The sequence below is a fragment of the Kitasatospora sp. NPDC127121 genome, from assembly GCF_042677305.1.
Classification (GTDB): Bacteria; Actinomycetota; Actinomycetes; order Streptomycetales; family Streptomycetaceae; genus Kitasatospora.
On the sequence record NZ_JBHXTQ010000003.1, the window covers coordinates 1 to 16,278 of the forward strand.

Sequence of the window (16,278 nt, forward strand, 5' to 3'; positions counted from 1 at the left end):
GGCCCCCCTGGACGGGGGGCCGGGCCTTCGGCGTTCCCGGCGCGGCGTCCGGCCGGCCGGAGGCGTGCTGGACCTGCGGCGATCGGCTCGCTACGGTGTTGGGCGTCATGTGCAGGCAACACCGCCTGCCGACGCGGGAGCTCGGAGCACCGGGCTGAGAGGGCGCTGACCGGAACGTCGACGGACGGACCGACGGCTGCGTCGACCGCAGGAACCTGACCGGGTAATGCCGGCGTAGGGAGTTTGAGGTCAGATGACCACGTTCGAAGCACAGCCGCAGCCTGCCCGCAGCACCGGGAACAGCGGCACCGAGGCCGGCGGCAGCGAGACCGGCGAGGCCGCCACCGCCTCCGTCACCAGCGCCGGCACCGGCTACCCCACCCCGGCCTGGCGCAAGGCCTACCGCGAAGGGTCCCGGCCCGACCTGCGGGTCCCGTACCGCGAGGTGCAGCTCACCAACGGCAGGACCGTCCCGCTGTACGACACCTCCGGCCCGTACACCGACCAGGCCTACGAACCCGACGTGCGGCGCGGCCTGCCCGCCCTGCGCGACGCCTGGATCCGCCTGCGCGGCGACGTCGAGGAGTACGACGGCCGCGAGGCCCGCCCCGAGGACGACGGGATCAAGCACACCTCGCCGCGCGGCGGGAACCTGCGCAACCTGGACGCCGTCTTCCCGGGCCGCCCGCGCCGCCCCCTGCGCGGCCGCGGCGGTGCCGCCGTCACCCAACTCGCCTACGCCAAGCGGGGCGTGGTCACCCCCGAGATGGAGTTCGTGGCGCTGCGCGAGGGCCTCGCCCCCGAGTACGTGCGGGCCGAGGTGGCCCGCGGCCGGGCCGTCATCCCGGTCAACGTGAACCACCCCGAGGTGGAGCCGGCGATCATCGGCACCAACTTCCTGGTGAAGATCAACGCCAACATCGGCAACTCCGCCGTCACCTCCTCGATCGAGGAGGAGGTGGAGAAGATGACCTGGGCCACCCGCTGGGGCGCCGACACCGTCATGGACCTCTCCACCGGCCGCAACATCCACACCACCCGCGAGTGGATCCTGCGCAACTCCCCCGTGCCGATCGGCACCGTGCCGCTCTACCAGGCCCTGGAGAAGGTCGACGGCAAGGCCGAGGACCTGAGCTGGGAGGTGTACCGGGACACCGTCATCGAGCAGTGCGAGCAGGGCGTCGACTACATGACCGTCCACGCCGGCGTCCTGCTCCGGTACGTCCCGCTGACCGCCCGCCGCAAGACCGGCATCGTCTCGCGCGGCGGCTCGATCATGGCCGCCTGGTGCCTGGCGCACCACCAGGAGAACTTCCTCTACAGCAACTTCGAGGAGCTCTGCGACATCCTCGCGCGCTACGACGTCACCTTCTCGCTCGGCGACGGCCTGCGCCCCGGCTCCATCGCGGACGCCAACGACGAGGCGCAGTTCGCCGAACTGCAGACCCTCGGCGAACTCGGCCGGATCGCCCGCGAGCGCGACGTCCAGGTGATGATCGAAGGCCCGGGCCACGTCCCGATGCACAAGATCAAGGAGAACATGGATCTCCAGAAGGAGATCTGCGACGAGGCGCCGTTCTACACCCTCGGCCCGCTCACCACCGACGTCGCCCCCGGCTACGACCACATCACCTCGGGCATCGGCGCCGCGATGATCGCCTGGTGGGGCACCGCGATGCTCTGCTACGTCACGCCCAAGGAGCACCTGGGCCTGCCCAACCGCGACGACGTCAAGACCGGCGTGATCACCTACAAGATCGCCGCTCACGCCGCCGACCTCGCCAAGGGCCACCCCGGCGCCCAGGACTGGGACGACGCCCTCTCCGACGCCCGCTTCGAGTTCCGCTGGGAGGACCAGTTCAACCTGGCCCTCGACCCGGAGACCGCCCGCGCCTTCCACGACGAGACCCTCCCCGCCGAACCCGCCAAGACGGCCCACTTCTGCTCCATGTGCGGCCCGAAGTTCTGCTCGATGAAGATCAGTCAGAAGATCCGCGCCGAGCACGGTGACGGTTCCAGCGCCGTGGAGACCGAGTTTGACGCCGAGGCCCTGGCGGGCATGGCGGAGAAGTCCGCCGAGTTCGCCGCCCAGGGCAACCGCGTCTACCTCCCCCTCGCCGACTGAGGCTGCCGCGCACGGCGAGCCCTCCCCCGGATGCGGGGGAGGGCTCGGCGGTCGAACAGCCCGGGCTTGGATATCTGCATTGTGCAGGCATCGGCGCTAGAATGCAGACATGACAGCGCTCACCATCCGGGACGTCCCGGACGACCAGATCCAGACTCTGAAGGTCCGCGCCGCCCAGGCCGGCAAGTCGCTGCAGGCGTTCATGCAGGACCTGATTGCCAGGGAGACGTCCAGGCCCACGATGGCGGAGATGATGGCGCGGCTGGACCGCGAGACCACCGCCCGCGTCAGTGCCGCCGACGTCGTCGCGGCCATCGACGAGGGGCGAGCCGGGCGTTGATCGTCATCGACTGTTCCGCCTTGGTCCTGGTCCTCACGGCGCACGGCCCGGACGGGGAACTCGTCCGGGGCCGGGTGGCCGCGGCGGGGGACGTCTACGCCCCCACCCTCCTGGACTACGAGATCCAGTCGGCCCTTCTCGGCATGCAGCGGGGCGGCAAGCTGACCGAGCGGGAAGTGGAACGAGCGGTCGCCGCCTACCGGATGCTTCCCATCGCCAAGCGGGAGACGCTGGCGTTCTGGGACAGGGTGAAGAAGCTGCATGCCAACCTCAGCGCCTACGACGCCCAGTACGTCGCCCTGGCGGAAGCCCTCGGCGTACCGCTGATCACCAGTGACGCGAGGATCAGGCGCAGCGGCGCGGCGAAGTGCGACATCGAGGTCTTCGCCTCGATCGGCCCCTAGCCGGAGCAGCGCGCCTCAGCGGTGCCTTCGTCGGTGCGGTGCGGGTCAGGCGAGGGCGGGGGCGGGTTCGAGGAGGCCGGTGGCGCGGTCGGCGGTGAGGATGCCGAGGATGTAGCCGTCGTCGTCGACGACGGGCCAGACCGCCATGCGTTTGATCCGCATCGTGATCGCGGCCAGGGCCAGGCCCAGGGCCGGCCAGGCGAACGGGCCGCGCTGGTGCACGGTGGCGCCGATCGAGGTCCGCTCGGTGGTCCGGGGGTGCTCCAGGAAGGTGTGGAGCCCGGTGCGGGTGACCAGCCCCTCGCACCGGCCGTCGTGGTCGCGGACGAGCAGGTACTCGACGTGGGCGCCGCGCAGGATGTCGTTGGCCTGGTCGACGGTGCTGTCGTCGGCTATCTGGTACTCGCAGGGCTCCATCGCGTCGGCGACCGTGAGGCCGTGCCCGGTGCGTGCCGCCTGCGGGGCGTGAGTGGTCACGGTGGTCACCGCTTCCCGTCCCCGGGTGCCCGGCCGGAACGGCTCGGACGACCCTTCACCCAGAACGAAGCCGGAACGGGTACCGGGATGCGGAATGCCCTGGATGTCTTCGAGCGTACTCCCGTGACGGGAGGCCCGTCGGAGGGTGCCGCGGAGTACCGTTGGGAGACAACCGAGGACATTCCGTATACCGGTACCGGCGCTGGTGTCGCCCTAGGTCATGACAGGTCCCTGCGGACCGGACGGGCGGCTTCTGATGCTGCCGATCCCCCTCCCTGTTCCCGCCACCCCCGGGCCGTGGTCCGTGCCCGGCGTCCCGTTGCTGCCACGTCTGGTGCTGGAGCCGACGATGTCGCGGGGCGGGGTCTTCGACGGCGCCTGGTGGCCGCGTTCGAACCGGGTGCTGGCCGAACTGCCGGACTTGGTCACCGCGCTCGGCGCCCACCTGGGGCGCATCATCCGGGTGGGCCTCGACACCTCGGCCTGGGACGGCGTGCCCCGGTCCGTCGTGGTGAACGGCCTCCTGATCAGGGTCAACTGGCTCACCAGCAGCCACGCGACCATCAGCGTCACCCGGGGATTCCAGGATCACTTCCTCCTCCTGGTGGTGCCGCCCCGTACCGACCCGGAGAAGGCCTCCACGGCGATGGCGGGGGCGTCCGCGACCGGCAACCACACCCCGGCGGCCGAACTGCTGACCTCCTGACGGCTGTTGCCCACCGGAACCCGGTGAGCCGAGCCGGAAGACGACGGTCTGCACCCGGGGGGAACCGGCTCCCCCGTGCGGGGGAGCAGCGGCACACCACCGGACGTCGTACCGGGGTATGACGGTTGATCCGGCCCCGTGGTGTGACGACCGCCCGGTCGGTGTCACGGGAGGGTGAGGCCAACAGCCGAACGAGGGTGAGGAGCCCGAAGATGTCCGCGATCCGCCGTCAGACCAGCACCGCCGCCCGGGCCTTCCTGGCGTTGCCGGCCGGGGTGGTGGGGGCGGCGCTGGTGCTCGCCGGCCGGCCCGGTCGGGCCGCGCGGTGGCAGGCGTGGGTGTCCGGGGGCCGGGGCTGGACCGGTGGCCGGGTGCTGGGGCGGGCGGCGCTCGGGTTGCCGTTGGACGCGGCGGCGTTCCTGCTGGTGGGGTACTCGCTCTTCAACTCGGTGCGGAACTTCGGGTACCCGGTCTGGTACCTGGACACGGACTACCACCAGGCCTGGGGCGGCCCGACCATGGCCGGGGTGTGGGCGGTGCACGCGGCCGGCTGGGGGCTCTGCCTGTACGTGCTGCTGCGCTGGCCGGTGGGGTGGCTCGCGCGCGGCCAGCGGGCGCTGGGCGAGCGGCTGCTGGGCGGGCGGCCGCCGGTGTCCGGTGTTCAGGTGACGTCGTCGGGGCTGGTGAAGGCGGGGCTGGTGTAGCCGGGGGCGGTGAAGTCGGGGGCCGGGGTGGGGACGGTGCCGGGGCTGGTGAAGTCGGGCGAGGTGTAGTCGGCGGTGGGGACGGGGCCCGGGCTGGAGAAGTCGGGTGAGGTGTACCCCGGGCTGGTGAAGTCGGGGGCGCCGGCGGGGACGGCGGGCAGGTGGGTGTGCAGGTAGGGGAGCAGGCCGCGGTCGCGCAGCGCGGTGCGCCATTCGCGGCGGGCGTCGGCGAGTTCGGCGGCGAGTTCGGGGTCGGTGCCGGCCGGGGCGGCGGCGCCGCCGTCGCGTATGGCGGTGAGGACGAGTCCGATGATGCCGATGGCCATCGCGGCGACTCCGGCGGCGAGGGCGACCCAGCCGGCGGTGACGAGGCTGCGGGCGAGGGTGAGGTCGGGGTTGGCGGCGCGCAGCAGGTAGCCGATGAGCAGCAGGACGAGGGCGGCGGTCCAGGCGAGGACCGGGGTGAGCACGGTGAGGACGGGGAAGAGCCCGGCGCCGCCGTTGGCGGAGCGCAGTTGGGTGAGCAGTCCGGGGGCGATGGGTTCGGCGCCCGGGGGCGGCGGGGGTGTGGTGCGCAGGGTCTCGCGCAGCCGGGTGTAGTGCGTGTACTCGGTGGCGGCCGCGGCGGCGATGGCGTCGGCGTCGCGCAGGGCGCGGATGCGCAGCTGGTCGGTGGTGAGCGCGCCGGGGGCGCGCAGGGCGGTGAGGACGGTGCGGTCGCGCAGGGCTTCGGCGAGGAGGCGCTCGTATTCCGGGCGGTCCTCGGCGAGCAGCGGCGGGGGGTTGGACATGGGGACCCCGTTCATGCGCACCCCGGTTCGCTCCGCCCCAGGGGCCGCGGGACCCTCAGGGGCGCCGAAACGGGCGCGGAGGCGGGCCGCCGGACGGGCGGCCGGGTGTGGTGTGCCTCATGGTAGGGGCGGGCGCGGCCGTGCTGACAGTCGGTTTCCGGAATTTCGCGCCCCGGCCCGCGCGCGTGCGGCGGCCCGGGCGCCGGGAACGCCCGTTCGACCGACCCTGGCCTGCGGGCCTCAGTTGACGGGGAGTCGGGCGACGAGCAGGCGCCCTTCCATGGTGACGCCGCCGTCCATGGCCACCGCGAGGTCGTCGGCGTAGACGTAGGGGCCGGGGATGTGCGGCGGCTGGCCGTCGTCGGCGTGCACCGCGCCGGTGAGGTACGGGATGGGGCTGTGCCCGTGCACGATGCGGGTGCCGCCGTAGGTGTCGAGGAGTTCGTGGACGGCGGTCGGGCCGGCGTCGCCGCGGAAGGCGAAGCGCTTGGTGAAGCGGCGGAAGCAGTCCCACCACTCGTCGACGCCCTCGTCGGCGAGCAGGCTGTGGACGGCGTCGTTGACGTCGGGGATGGACTCGCCGTACTCCAGGTACGCGGTGGTGTCGGAGTGCAGCAGCAGGTGGCCGTCCTCCAGCGCGATGGCGGGCAGCCGGGAGAGCCAGCTGATGTGGTGGCCCTCCAGGCGGTCCAGGTCGTGCTGCTGGCCGCCGTTGAGCCGCCAGGCGGCGAGGAAGGAGGCGGTGCCGGCGGTGGACTGGACGGGTTCGTCGCCGTACCGGGCGGCGCCGAGGAAGAGCAGTTCGTGATTGCCCATCAGGGCGCGGCAGTAGCCGCCGGCGGCGGCGGCTTCGGCGGCGAGCTGCATCACGAGGTCGATGACGCCGATGCCGTCGGGGCCGCGGTCGGTGAAGTCGCCGAGGAACCAGATCCGGGAGCGGCCGGCGGACCAGTGGCCTTCGGCGTCGATCAGGCCCTGGTGGCGCAGCTCGGCGCGCAGTTCCTCCAGGTAGCCGTGCACGTCGCCGACGACGTAGAGCGGGCCGGGGGGCTCGCCGGGGCCGGGGGCGGGGTACGGGTAGCTGGGCGCGGAGGGGTCGGGCAGCGGCGGGCCGAGTTCGATGGTCGGCGGGTCGTCGCGGCCGGGGGCCTGGTGGGCGGGGGCCTGGTGGCCGGGGGACTGCTGGTCGGGCAGGGTCGGCTCGTAGCCGGGGTGGTCCTGGTGGGAACCGGGGTGGTCCTGGTGGAAGACCGGGGCGTTCTCCGGGGCGTGCACGGTGTGGTCCTGCCCGTCGGCGGGCCAGTGCTGCTCCAGGTAGCGGGCTCCGCCGTAGCCGCTGTAGGTCTCCGCTTCGTACGGCGTGCCGGGGTAGCCGGTGGCGGGCTCCGGTTCGTAGTAGGTGCCGTACGGCAGCACGTCGAGGTCCGGCTGGTGGCGGGGGCCTGAGTCGGGGTGTTCAGGCCCGGGGAAGCGGTCCTCGGGTGTCATTCGCCCATCATAGGAAGACCACTCTCCCGGCGTCGTCACCTGGTGGGTATCCAATCCTCCGGAGCGTCAGCCGGGCCGTCCCGCAAGGTCCGTTTTGTCCCGGCTCGGTATGGTCTAGACCTCGCCCGGGGGCCGGGGAGGGCTGACGGTGGTGCGCGGGCTCCGGCGCAGGGAGGACGCGCGGACGATCAGCTCGGTCGGCATCAGGGTGCCCGGTGGCGGGCCGGTGCCGGCGGTGCGGAAGCGCGGCGGGAAGAGCCGGGCGATGTCGACGCCCGTCCCGGAGTCGACGCCCTCGATGGCGTCGATGAGCAGGTTGACCACGGTGGTGCCGATCCGGCGGGGCTTGAGGGAGAGCGTGGTGATCGGCGGTTCGGTGGTGGCGTAGACGTCGCTCTCGCTGCAGCAGACCAGCAGCAGGTCGTCGGGGACCCGCAGGCCGTAGCGGCGGGCGGCGGCGAGCAGGTCGGTGCCGTTGGGGTCGAACAGGCCGTAGACGGCGTCGGGCCGGTCGGGGCGGGCGAGCAGCCGGTCGGCGGCGACGGCGCCGGCGGCCGGGTCGTGCGCGGGGTAGGCCTCGTAGACCGGCTCCTGGCCGACCTTGGCGCACCAGCCGAGGTAGGCCTCGGTGGAGAGCCGGGTGTAGGTGTCGGTGCTGGTGCCGGTGAGCAGGCCGATGCGGCGGGCGCCGGCCTCGGAGAGGTGGTCGAGGATGCCGAGCACGGCGGCCTCGTGGTCGTTGTCGACCCAGGCGGTGACCGGGCAGTTGCCGGGCTTGCCGTCGCTGACGACCGGGACGCCGGACCGGTACAGCTCGCTGACCAGGGGGTCCTGGTCGGGCGGGTCGATCACCACGGTGCCGTCCAGGGCGATGTTGCCCCAGACGTCGTGGCGGGAGGAGGCGGGCAGCACCACCAGCGCGTAGCCGCGGCCGAGGGCGGCGCTGGTGGCGGCCCGGGCCATCTCGGCGAAGTACGCGAACTCCGTGAAGGTGAACGGTTCTTCGCCGTAGGTCGTGACGGTCAGCCCGATCAGGCCGGACCGTCCGGTGCGCAGGGTGCGGGCGGCCGCGGAGGGCCGGTAGCCGAGGCGTTCGGCGACCTCGCGCACCCGGCTGCGGGTCTCGTCGGGCAGGCGGCCCTTTCCGTTCAGCGCGTCGGAGACGGTGGTGATCGACACTCCGGCGGCTGCTGCCACATCCCGGATGCCGGCCCGCTCCAGACGCCGTGAGGTGGTGGGACGCCGACCGCTCTGGTTGGCTGCTGCTGTCATGGCGGACCGATCGTATGGCTCCTGACAAGGGTCTGTGACCGGCGCATCGGGAGCCCTTGGAGATACGTTTCTCCAAGAGTGAGCCGGGGTGCGCTCCTTCGATACCCGCACGAAACCAGCCGTCTTACCTCTGACATGTGCCAAAGGAACCCGGCAGAATGGCTGATCTGCGCCTGTCACCCGACCGGGCATCTCACCCCTACGGGTGAGCGCGGTCGGTATCGTTCAAGGCACCCGACCGGGGTGCCCCGGACGCGTTCCGAGATCCCGGGCACGGTGGCGATCCCACAGGTGGCGGGGGCGACCGCACCGGAGAACACGCGCCGAACACGCGCCGAACGCGTGCCGAACGCGCGCGGACAGCATCGAGAAGGAGTAGGACCGTGACGAGTACGTCAGCGCAGGGCCCGCGGCTGCGGCCGACCCTGGACGGCATCCCCACCTACAAGCCCGGCAAGCCGGCCGGCGCCGACGCGTACAAGCTGTCCTCCAACGAGAACCCGTACGACCCGCTGCCCGGCGTGCTGGAGGCGGCGGTCGCGGCGGCCGGCTCGCTCAACCGCTACCCCGACATGGCCGTCGGCGAGCTCAGCGAGGTGCTGGCCGAGCGCTTCGGCGTGCCCGTCGAGCACATCGCCACCGGCACCGGCTCGGTCGGCGTCGCCCAGTCGCTGATCCTCGCCACCGCGGGCCCCGGCGACGAGGTGGTCTTCGCCTGGCGCTCCTTCGAGGCGTACCCGATCATCACCCAGGTCGCCGGCGCGACCCCCGTCCCGGTGCCGATCACCGAGGCCGGCGACCACGACCTGGACGCGATGCTCGCCGCGATCACCCCGAAGACCCGGCTGGTGTTCGTCTGCAACCCCAACAACCCCACCGGCAACGTGATCCACCGCGCCGAGCTGGAGCGCTTCCTGGACGCCGTCCCGTCCGACGTCCTGGTAGTCGTCGACGAGGCGTACATCGAGTTCATCCGCGACCCCGAGGTGCCCAACGGCATCGACCTCTACCGGGACCGCCCCAACGTCTGCGTGCTGCGCACCTTCTCCAAGGCGTACGGCCTCGCGGGCATGCGGGTCGGCTTCGCGATCGCGCACGAGCCGGTGGCCAACGCGCTGCGCAAGACCGCCGTCCCGTTCGGCGTCAGCCAGCTCGCCCAGAACGCCGCCGTCGCCTCGGTGCGCGCCGAGCAGGCGCTGCTGGAGCGGGTGGACGCGCTGGTCGAGGAGCGCACCCGGGTGGTGGCCGCGCTGCGCGCCCAGGGCTGGGAGATCCCGGACTCGCAGGCCAACTTCGTCTGGCTGGGCCTCGGCGAGCGCTCGCAGGAGTTCGCCGTCGCGTGCGCCGAGGCCGGGGTGATCGTCAGGCCGTTCCCGGAGGGCGTCCGGATCTCGATCGGCGAGACCGAGGGCAACTCGATCTTCCTCTCGGTGGCGGAGGCGTTCCGCAAGACGCTCTGACCGGCTGTTTCGCGGGTTCCGTAGATTTCGCAGGTTCCTTCGTAGGTTCCGTCGCAGGGGTGCACCGGTTCGCGGTGCGCCCCTGCGGCGTTTCCGGCGCTACGGGCCGGCCGCGACGCCGCGCTGCCGGATGGCTGGAGATCACCGGAACTCACTGGGAGCCCGCTGGGAGTTCGGCCAACGACGGCCCACGGCACGGCCAAGGCGCCCGCACGAACCGGGCGGTGTGACCGGAATGCCCGGATCCGCCCGGTCAGTCTTCTCCCAGCCCGCGCCCAGGGCTCCGCAAGAGCGCCCAGGAAAGCTGTCCGGCATGAAGGTGCTCCCGCGACGGCGAGGCGTCGTCCTCGTCAACTCCGCGCTCGGCGTGGCGCTCCTGGGCGGTGCCGCCCTGGTGTACGCCACAGTGAACAGCGGCACCAGTGCCGCCGCCGGCAAGACCCAGATCCGCACGGCGACCGTGGCCAAGGGAACGGTCCTGGCCACCGTGTCCGGAACCGGCACCCTGGTCTCACCGACCGACGCGGCCCAGGACTTCGCCACCGGCGGCCGGCTCACCTCGGTCAAGGTCGCGGTCGGGGACGCCGTCAAGAAGGGCCAGCTGCTCGCCACCGTCGACACCACGGCCGCCCAGCAGCAGGTGGACGCCGCCCAGGCGTCCCTCACCACGGCCAACGCCAACCTCACCAAGGCGCAGGCCGGTGTCACCACCACGACCACCCAGCCGCTGCCGGGTGCGACCTCCGGCGCCGGCGGCAACGGCGGTGGTGGTGGGGAACGCGGAGCGGGCGCGAACAGCACGCCCGCTCCGCAGACCACCACCATCACCACCACCAAGGTCGACGACGCGGCCGTCGCCCAGGCCCAGCAGCAGGTCGCCACCGCGCAGACCACCCTCGCCAACGCCCAGGCGGCGCTGACCGGCACCACCCTGACCGCCTCGGTGGACGGGACGGTCGCGTCCGTCTCGGCGAAGGTCGGCGACACCGTGGGCGCGAGCTCCGGTGGCTCGTCCGGCTCCTCCGGTTCCGCCGGGTCGGCCGGGTCGACCGGCAAGTCGTCCACCGGCAGCACCGCTTCGGGCGGCGCGCCGAGCGGCTTCATCGTGCTGACCAACCCGACCGGGATGCAGGTCACCGCCAACTTCTCCGAACTGGACTCGCTCAAGCTCAAGAAGGGCGAGGCGGCCACCGTCACCCTGAACGCGCAGTCCGACACCAAGCTCAACGCCAGTGTCCTGTCCGTCAGTTCGCTGCCCAGCAGCGGCGGCGGCAGCGCCGGCTCGACCGCCGTCCAGTACGCCGCCACGCTCCAACTCAGCGGCGACACCAGCGCGCTGCGCACCGGCCTCAGCGCCACCGTCCAGGTGATCACCGGCGAGGCGGACAGCGCGCTGTCACTGCCCACCTCCGCCCTCTCCGGCACCGGCACCAGCCGCACCGCGACCGTGGTGCACCCGGACGGCTCCAGCGAGCGGGTCAGCGTCGGGGTCGGCGTCGAGGGCGACAGCACGGTGCAGGTGGTCTCCGGGCTGAAGGAGGGTGACAAGGTCGAACTCCCCACCACCAGCGGCGGCAACGGCTTCCCGAACGCCTCCTTCCCGGGGGTCGGCGGCGGTCAGGGCCGCGGCGGTCAGGGCGGCGGCGCAGGCCTGGCGGGCGTCGGCGGCGGGGGCGGCGGTGCCGTCGGCGGCGGGGCCGGCCGGGGCGGTAAGGGCTGAGCATGCGTCACGTCATCGACAAGCGCGTCCCGGCGGCGCCCCCGCCCGTCATCCAGCTGCGCCGGATCACCAAGGCGTACGGGCACGGCGACGCCGTCGTGCACGCGCTGCACGGCCCGGAGGACCCGGACACCGGCGGCCCGCTCGGCGTCAGCCTGAACATCCACCAGGGCGACTACGTCGCGGTGATGGGCAGCTCCGGCTCCGGCAAGTCCACCATGATGAACATCCTCGGCTGCCTGGACGTCCCGACCGCCGGCCGCTACCTGCTGGACGGCATCGACGTCGGCCACCTCGACGAGGGGCAGCTCGCACTGGTCCGCAACCGCAAGATCGGCTTCGTCTTCCAGTCCTTCAACCTGATCCCGCGCACCACCGCGCTCGCCCAGGTCGAGCTGCCGCTCGCCTACGCGGGCGTCCGGGCCCCGGAACGGCGCCGCCGGGCCCTGGCCGCGCTCTCCCTGGTCGGCCTCGCCGAGCGCGCCGGGCACCGGCCCAACCAGCTCTCCGGCGGCCAGCAGCAGCGCGTCGCGGTCGCCCGGGCACTGGTCACCGCACCGGCGATGCTGCTCGCCGACGAGCCCACCGGCAACCTGGACAGCCGCTCCACAGAGGAGGTCCTCGACCTCGTCGACGCGCTCAACGCCACCGGCCGCACCGTCGTCCTGATCACCCACGAGGACGAAGTCGCGCGGCACGCCAAGCGGGTGCTCCGGCTGGTCGACGGCCGGATCGTCAGCGACGTCCGGCAGGCCCCGGTGGACGGGCCGCCGCCGCTGCTGCGCGAGCTGGGAGTGCCGGCGTGATCCTCTGGCAGATGCTCCGCTTCGCGGTCGGCGGCCTGGCCGCCAACAAGGTGCGCTCGGCGCTCACCATGCTCGGGGTGCTGATCGGCGTCGCCTCGGTGATCCTGCTGCTGGCCGTCGGCAACGGCTCGTCGGTCGCGGTGAAGGAGTCGATCACCTCGCTCGGCACCAACTCGCTCACGGTCAGCTCCGGTTCGGCCAGCGGCGGCTCCCGTGCCACCTCCTCGGTGAAGAAGCTGACGGTCGCCGACGCCAAGGCGCTGGCCGCCGACACCGACTCGACCGCGATCAAGTCGGTCGCCCCCGTGGTCACCACCAGCGGGACGGCGCTGTACGGGGACATCTCGTACAGCCCCGGCTCGATCGTCGGCACCTACCCGGCGTACTTCGAGACCGCCAACCAGAAGGTCGCGTACGGCGAGTACTTCACCGACGACGACGTGCTCGGCTCGCGCAAGGTCGCGGTGCTCGGCGCCACGACGGCCAAGCAGCTGTTCGACACCGCGGACCCGGTCGGCAAGAAGATCGTCCTCGGCGGCACGCCGTTCACCGTGGTCGGCGTACTCCAGGCCAAGGGCGGCAGCGGCTTCACCGACCCGGACGACGTGGTGATCGCCCCGCTGCCGACCGTGCAGAACGCCTTTACCGGCTTCGGATCGGTCAACCAGATCCTGGTGCAGGCCAGTTCGGCCGACAGCACGACCGCGGCCCAGGCCGAGATCACCCGGGTGCTGCTCGGCACCCACGCCATCGCCGACCCGACCAAGGCCGACTTCCGGATCACCAGCCAGTCCTCGCTGCTCACGGCGAGGGAGAGCACCACCAAGACCTTCACCGTGCTGCTCGGCGCGGTGGCGGCGATCTCGCTGCTCGTCGGCGGGATCGGGATCACCAACATCATGCTGGTGACGGTCACCGAGCGGACCAGGGAGATCGGCATCCGCAAGGCGCTCGGCGCCCCACGCGCGGTGATCCTCGGGCAGTTCCTCACCGAATCGACCCTGCTCTCGGTGCTCGGCGCCGGGCTCGGGGTGGCCGCCGGGATCGCCGGCTCGCACTTCAGCATCGTCGGCATCAAACCGGTGGTGATCCCCGAATCCGTGATCGGCGCGTTCGGCATCGCCGTCGCCATCGGGCTGTTCTTCGGCAGCTACCCCGCCAACCGGGCCGCCTCGCTGCGGCCGATCGACGCCCTCCGGCACGAGTAGGACTCCCATGAGCAACGAGATCGCCACGGTCAGCAGCAGCACGCCGGCCGAGCAGGTCGCCCTGCTCGCCACCCCGCCAGACGCCCGCGACGTCACCGCCGAGCTCGCCGCCCCGCCGCGCCGCAAGCTGCCCTGGCTCAGCCTGGTGCTGGCGGGGGGCGTCATCGCCAGCGGGGCCTTCGCGGGCGGGGTCTGGTACCAGCAGAACCACGGGACGAACAGCGGTGCCTCGCACGCGACGGCTTCCGCCGCCGGGCAGCAGCGGGCGGCCGGGGCGGGTGGTGGTGGCGGGGGGTACGGGCAGAGCGGGTCTCGCCGGGGTGGGCAGGGTGCCGGTCAGGGCGCTGGCCAGGGCCAGGGCGGGCAGGCCGGGCTCACCAGGGGCACGGTCAAGGCCGTCGACGGCAACACCGTCTACCTGACCGACGCCAACGGCAACACCGTCAAGGTCACCACCGGCGACGCGACGAAGGTCCAGCTCAACAAGGAGGGCAAGGTCGCCGACCTCCAGCCCGGCCAGAGCGTGACCGTCATCGGCACCCCCGACGCCAACGGCGGCTACGCGGCCAGCCAGCTCGTCGAAGGCGCGGCGGCCGGGGCGGGCGGCGCGGGCGGTTTCGGCGGTGGCTTCGGCGGTGGAGGTGCTCCCAAGAACCCGTCCGGGGGCTGACCCCGTAGCTCCCGGACGCCGCGAGGCCCTCGCCCAATCCCTGGGGCGAGGGCCTTCGCGTGTGTTCAGCGCCGGTTGTTGCGGTCGTCGGGGCGCGGAATTCTGAGGGGAACGGCTCCGACGAAGAAGTTCATCACCCCCACGCCTCGTCCCGTTCCACGTCGCGGAGGAGGTGGAGGAGGTTGAGCAGAGTGCTCACGGGCGCGTTGCCGAAGTCGACGAGGATACGGCCGTCGAGGGTGGTCTCGTGGGGGAAGGCGGAGCCCCAGAGGAGACCGTAGGAGCGTCCGCGCTGGTGCACCTCGCCGAGTAGGGCGACGATCTGGGGCTGGGTGTAGTCGCGCATCCGGGGGTCGTCCGGTGCGACGGGTTCGCGGGCGGCGCTCACGCGGCGAAGTCCAGCTCGTACCAGACCGTTTTGCCGCGCTCCTGGGAGTCCACGCCCCAGCGGTGCGTGAGCCCCTCGATGAGCTGGAGCCCCCGTCCGGTCGTGGCCAGGGCGGGGAGCTGGCGTCGTTCGGGGAAGACGTCGCTCTCGTCCGAGACGGAGACCCGGAGGGTGCCGTCGAGGAGGGAGAGGAGGACGACGGGGGAGGCGGTCTTACCGTGCCGCCACGCGTTGACGACCAGTTCGGCCAGGGCGAGTTCAGCGAAGAAGATGGTCTCGGCGTCCCACCCGGAGCGGGTCAGGGCGTCCCGCAGGGACTGCCGGGCGAGCGCGAGCGAGGGGGTGTTGAGGGTGCACACGGGAACCTCCGCGAGGCTGCTGGTGTGGGGAGAGAGGGAAGGGTTGCCTTCGGAACAGCCATTGCTGACGATCCGTCGGATCGACCCGAGAGTGACCATAACTCACGGCCATGGAAAATTTTCCATGGAATCCAGATATTCCCTCGATCGTGGCCACTGCCCCGGATGGACCCATGTCTGGCCAGCGCGGCAGACTGGGACCACTCTTGCCCCGGAAGGAAGCCATGGCTCGTACGAACCCCACACTTCGTCAGCGCAGGCTGGGAGCAGAACTGCGAAGAATGCGAGAGCAGGCCGGCCTCGGCGGCAGCCAGCTCGGCCGCGAGGTCGGCATGAACCCGGCGCAGGTGACGCAGATGGAGTCGGGGAAGATCGGCATCAGCGTGGAGCGGCTGCACACGATCGCCACAACGTGCATGTGCGCCAACCAGCCTCTGATCGACGCGCTCGCCGACGTCATCACCGAGCGAGGAAGGGCTGGATGGTGGGAGGAGTACCGAGAGGCACTGGCAACGGACTTCCTCGACATCGCTGAGCTTGAGGGGCATGCTCGTAGGCTCTCGGTCTACGGGACCACCTTCGTCCCCGGACTGCTCCAGACCGGGTCCTATACCGCCGCGTTGTTCGCACAGGCCTATCCACCGCCGCTGCGCCACGAGGTCGATCTCAAGACGGCCTTCCGCATGCAGCGACAGCGCATCATCCGCTCCGGGGCGAAGCCGTACTCCGCCTTCATCCACGAGGCAGCTCTGCGTATGCAGTTCAGTGATCCGAGGGTCAACGTCGAGCAGATCGACGCTCTCATTGCGGACTCGGAGCAGCCCAGCATCTCGGTTCGAGTCGTGCCGTTCGCCGCTGGCGCTGTCCCGAGTGCGTGCGAGAACTTCACCTATGCCGAAGGGCCGATCACCGAGCTGGACGCCGCACAGATGGATACTGGTCACGGCGGCCGGCTCTTCGACAGCCCGGCCCACCTCGCAAGGTTCCGGGCCCTCCTTGCCAGCATGGATTCCACCGCACTCTCCGAAGAGGAGTCACGAGACTTCATGCGGTCAATCAAGGAAGAAATGGCAGGTAAGCATGTCTAGCTCTGTGTGGCAGAAGTCCAGCTACTCAGCCTCAAGTGACAACTGTGTTGAGGTACGGGCCGCCGACGGACTGATCGAGCTCCGGGAGTCCGACGAAGGCGAGGTCATCGTCCGCACCGCCGCCCACAAGTTCGCTGCGTTCCTCCAGGGGGCGAAGGCTGGCGAGCTTGACCACTTCATCGGCGACGCCTGAGCGAATCGTTTCGGCGGCCCCTTGCTCGTTGCAAGGGGCCGCCGGCGAGAAGCCATGAGGCCTCGTTCGATCGAATAAG

At 71.7% G+C, this 16,278-nt stretch carries 18 protein-coding genes and 1 riboswitch; of the genes, 12 read left to right on the forward strand and 6 right to left on the reverse strand.

The annotated features are described in order from the left end of the window. The first annotated feature begins 123 nt into the window (after positions 1-123). Positions 124-258: riboswitch (TPP riboswitch) on the forward strand. The 3 genes from thiC (at position 254) to ACFVHI_RS03185 (ending at position 2,869) form a co-directional block, all read left to right on the forward strand. Continuing rightward, positions 254-2,125, forward strand: a complete 1,872-nt coding sequence (gene thiC / locus ACFVHI_RS03175; protein WP_363368154.1) for a phosphomethylpyrimidine synthase ThiC — start codon at positions 254-256, stop codon at positions 2,123-2,125. (Overlaps the previous riboswitch by 5 nt.) 109 nt (positions 2,126-2,234) lie before the next feature. Continuing rightward, entirely contained in the window at positions 2,235-2,465 is a 231-nt protein-coding gene (locus ACFVHI_RS03180; protein WP_380335241.1) for an antitoxin, read from the forward strand. Continuing rightward, positions 2,462-2,869: a type II toxin-antitoxin system VapC family toxin gene (locus ACFVHI_RS03185; RefSeq protein WP_380335242.1), complete on the forward strand. Its 408-nt coding sequence runs from the start codon at positions 2,462-2,464 to the stop codon at positions 2,867-2,869. The genes ACFVHI_RS03180 and ACFVHI_RS03185 overlap by 4 nt, the downstream gene beginning before the upstream one ends. A gap of 45 nt (positions 2,870-2,914) precedes the next feature. Here ACFVHI_RS03185 and ACFVHI_RS03190 read toward each other — a convergent pair whose 3' ends face one another. Then, complete coding sequence (locus tag ACFVHI_RS03190) at positions 2,915-3,346, reverse strand: CBS domain-containing protein (RefSeq protein WP_380335244.1); 432 nt, start codon at positions 3,344-3,346, stop codon at positions 2,915-2,917. Between the two features lie 256 nt (positions 3,347-3,602). Between ACFVHI_RS03190 and ACFVHI_RS03195 the strand changes: the two genes are divergently transcribed. Beyond that, positions 3,603-4,052: a DUF5994 family protein gene (locus tag ACFVHI_RS03195; protein ID WP_063348418.1), complete on the forward strand. Its 450-nt coding sequence runs from the start codon at positions 3,603-3,605 to the stop codon at positions 4,050-4,052. Positions 4,053-4,264: 212 nt separating this feature from the next. After that, positions 4,265-4,756, forward strand: coding sequence for a hypothetical protein (locus ACFVHI_RS03200; RefSeq protein WP_063348417.1), 492 nt, complete (start codon positions 4,265-4,267; stop codon positions 4,754-4,756). Here ACFVHI_RS03200 and ACFVHI_RS03205 read toward each other — a convergent pair. The 3 genes from ACFVHI_RS03205 to ACFVHI_RS03215 all read right to left on the reverse strand — a co-directional run bounded on the left by ACFVHI_RS03205 (position 4,714) and on the right by ACFVHI_RS03215 (position 8,307). After that, positions 4,714-5,547, reverse strand: coding sequence for a hypothetical protein (locus ACFVHI_RS03205; RefSeq protein WP_079135721.1), 834 nt, complete (start codon positions 5,545-5,547; stop codon positions 4,714-4,716). The two genes, ACFVHI_RS03200 and ACFVHI_RS03205, sit on opposite strands and share 43 nt — an antisense overlap. Positions 5,548-5,787: 240 nt before the next feature. Continuing rightward, complete coding sequence (locus ACFVHI_RS03210) at positions 5,788-7,035, reverse strand: metallophosphoesterase (protein WP_159398468.1); 1,248 nt, start codon at positions 7,033-7,035, stop codon at positions 5,788-5,790. A 114-nt stretch (positions 7,036-7,149) separates the two neighbouring features. Beyond that, positions 7,150-8,307 (reverse strand): LacI family DNA-binding transcriptional regulator, encoded by a 1,158-nt coding sequence (locus tag ACFVHI_RS03215; RefSeq protein ID WP_063348415.1) that lies wholly within the window; start codon positions 8,305-8,307, stop codon positions 7,150-7,152. Positions 8,308-8,690: 383 nt separating this feature from the next. Here ACFVHI_RS03215 and hisC point away from each other — a divergent pair, with 383 nt between their 5' ends. From hisC to ACFVHI_RS03240, 5 genes are all read left to right on the forward strand, one after another. Next, positions 8,691-9,767 (forward strand): histidinol-phosphate transaminase, encoded by a 1,077-nt coding sequence (gene hisC / locus ACFVHI_RS03220; RefSeq protein ID WP_063348414.1) that lies wholly within the window; start codon positions 8,691-8,693, stop codon positions 9,765-9,767. Positions 9,768-10,080: 313 nt separating this feature from the next. Beyond that, positions 10,081-11,487 carry an efflux RND transporter periplasmic adaptor subunit gene (locus ACFVHI_RS03225; protein ID WP_380335250.1) on the forward strand — a complete coding sequence of 469 codons (1,407 nt, stop codon included), beginning with the start codon at positions 10,081-10,083 and terminating at the stop codon, positions 11,485-11,487. 2 nt (positions 11,488-11,489) lie between these two features. Continuing rightward, a complete protein-coding gene (locus ACFVHI_RS03230; RefSeq protein ID WP_380335253.1) occupies positions 11,490-12,293 on the forward strand; it encodes an ABC transporter ATP-binding protein in 804 nt (267 codons plus the stop codon). Beyond that, on the forward strand, positions 12,290-13,501 hold the full coding sequence (locus tag ACFVHI_RS03235) for an ABC transporter permease (RefSeq protein ID WP_380335256.1): 1,212 nt from the start codon (positions 12,290-12,292) through the stop codon (positions 13,499-13,501). The genes ACFVHI_RS03230 and ACFVHI_RS03235 overlap by 4 nt, the downstream gene beginning before the upstream one ends. 7 nt (positions 13,502-13,508) lie before the next feature. Beyond that, complete coding sequence (locus ACFVHI_RS03240; protein WP_380335259.1) at positions 13,509-14,171, forward strand: hypothetical protein; 663 nt, start codon at positions 13,509-13,511, stop codon at positions 14,169-14,171. Positions 14,172-14,304: 133 nt separating this feature from the next. Here ACFVHI_RS03240 and ACFVHI_RS03245 read toward each other — a convergent pair whose 3' ends face one another. Together ACFVHI_RS03245 and ACFVHI_RS03250 are read right to left on the reverse strand one after the other, a co-directional pair. Beyond that, complete coding sequence (locus tag ACFVHI_RS03245; RefSeq protein ID WP_063348409.1) at positions 14,305-14,559, reverse strand: hypothetical protein; 255 nt, start codon at positions 14,557-14,559, stop codon at positions 14,305-14,307. Further along, positions 14,556-14,918, reverse strand: coding sequence for an ATP-binding protein (locus ACFVHI_RS03250; protein WP_371517817.1), 363 nt, complete (start codon positions 14,916-14,918; stop codon positions 14,556-14,558). The genes ACFVHI_RS03245 and ACFVHI_RS03250 overlap by 4 nt, the downstream gene beginning before the upstream one ends. 224 nt (positions 14,919-15,142) lie before the next feature. Here ACFVHI_RS03250 and ACFVHI_RS03255 point away from each other — a divergent pair, with 224 nt between their 5' ends. Together ACFVHI_RS03255 and ACFVHI_RS03260 are read left to right on the forward strand one after the other, a co-directional pair. Next, positions 15,143-16,006, forward strand: a complete 864-nt coding sequence (locus ACFVHI_RS03255) for a helix-turn-helix domain-containing protein (RefSeq protein WP_380335263.1) — start codon at positions 15,143-15,145, stop codon at positions 16,004-16,006. After that, positions 15,999-16,199, forward strand: coding sequence for a DUF397 domain-containing protein (locus ACFVHI_RS03260; RefSeq protein WP_380335266.1), 201 nt, complete (start codon positions 15,999-16,001; stop codon positions 16,197-16,199). Before ACFVHI_RS03255 ends, ACFVHI_RS03260 begins: the two co-directional genes overlap by 8 nt. The last annotated feature ends 79 nt before the right edge of the window (positions 16,200-16,278 follow it).

What these genes read in the sequence shown, in the direction of transcription:
- ACFVHI_RS03255 (WP_380335263.1), top strand. Translation starts at nt 15,143, where the DNA reads ATGGCTCGTACGAACCCCACACTTCGTCAGCGCAGGCTGGGAGCAGAA.
- ACFVHI_RS03180 (WP_380335241.1), top strand. Translation starts at nt 2,235, where the DNA reads ATGACAGCGCTCACCATCCGGGACGTCCCGGACGACCAGATCCAGACT.
- ACFVHI_RS03225 (WP_380335250.1), top strand. Translation starts at nt 10,081, where the DNA reads ATGAAGGTGCTCCCGCGACGGCGAGGCGTCGTCCTCGTCAACTCCGCG.
- ACFVHI_RS03210 (WP_159398468.1), bottom strand. Translation starts at nt 7,035, where the DNA reads ATGACACCCGAGGACCGCTTCCCCGGGCCTGAACACCCCGACTCAGGC.
- ACFVHI_RS03260 (WP_380335266.1), top strand. Translation starts at nt 15,999, where the DNA reads ATGTCTAGCTCTGTGTGGCAGAAGTCCAGCTACTCAGCCTCAAGTGAC.
- ACFVHI_RS03240 (WP_380335259.1), top strand. Translation starts at nt 13,509, where the DNA reads ATGAGCAACGAGATCGCCACGGTCAGCAGCAGCACGCCGGCCGAGCAG.
- ACFVHI_RS03195 (WP_063348418.1), top strand. Translation starts at nt 3,603, where the DNA reads ATGCTGCCGATCCCCCTCCCTGTTCCCGCCACCCCCGGGCCGTGGTCC.
- ACFVHI_RS03230 (WP_380335253.1), top strand. Translation starts at nt 11,490, where the DNA reads ATGCGTCACGTCATCGACAAGCGCGTCCCGGCGGCGCCCCCGCCCGTC.
- ACFVHI_RS03200 (WP_063348417.1), top strand. Translation starts at nt 4,265, where the DNA reads ATGTCCGCGATCCGCCGTCAGACCAGCACCGCCGCCCGGGCCTTCCTG.
- thiC (WP_363368154.1), top strand. Translation starts at nt 254, where the DNA reads ATGACCACGTTCGAAGCACAGCCGCAGCCTGCCCGCAGCACCGGGAAC.
- ACFVHI_RS03205 (WP_079135721.1), bottom strand. Translation starts at nt 5,547, where the DNA reads ATGTCCAACCCCCCGCCGCTGCTCGCCGAGGACCGCCCGGAATACGAG.
- ACFVHI_RS03215 (WP_063348415.1), bottom strand. Translation starts at nt 8,307, where the DNA reads ATGACAGCAGCAGCCAACCAGAGCGGTCGGCGTCCCACCACCTCACGG.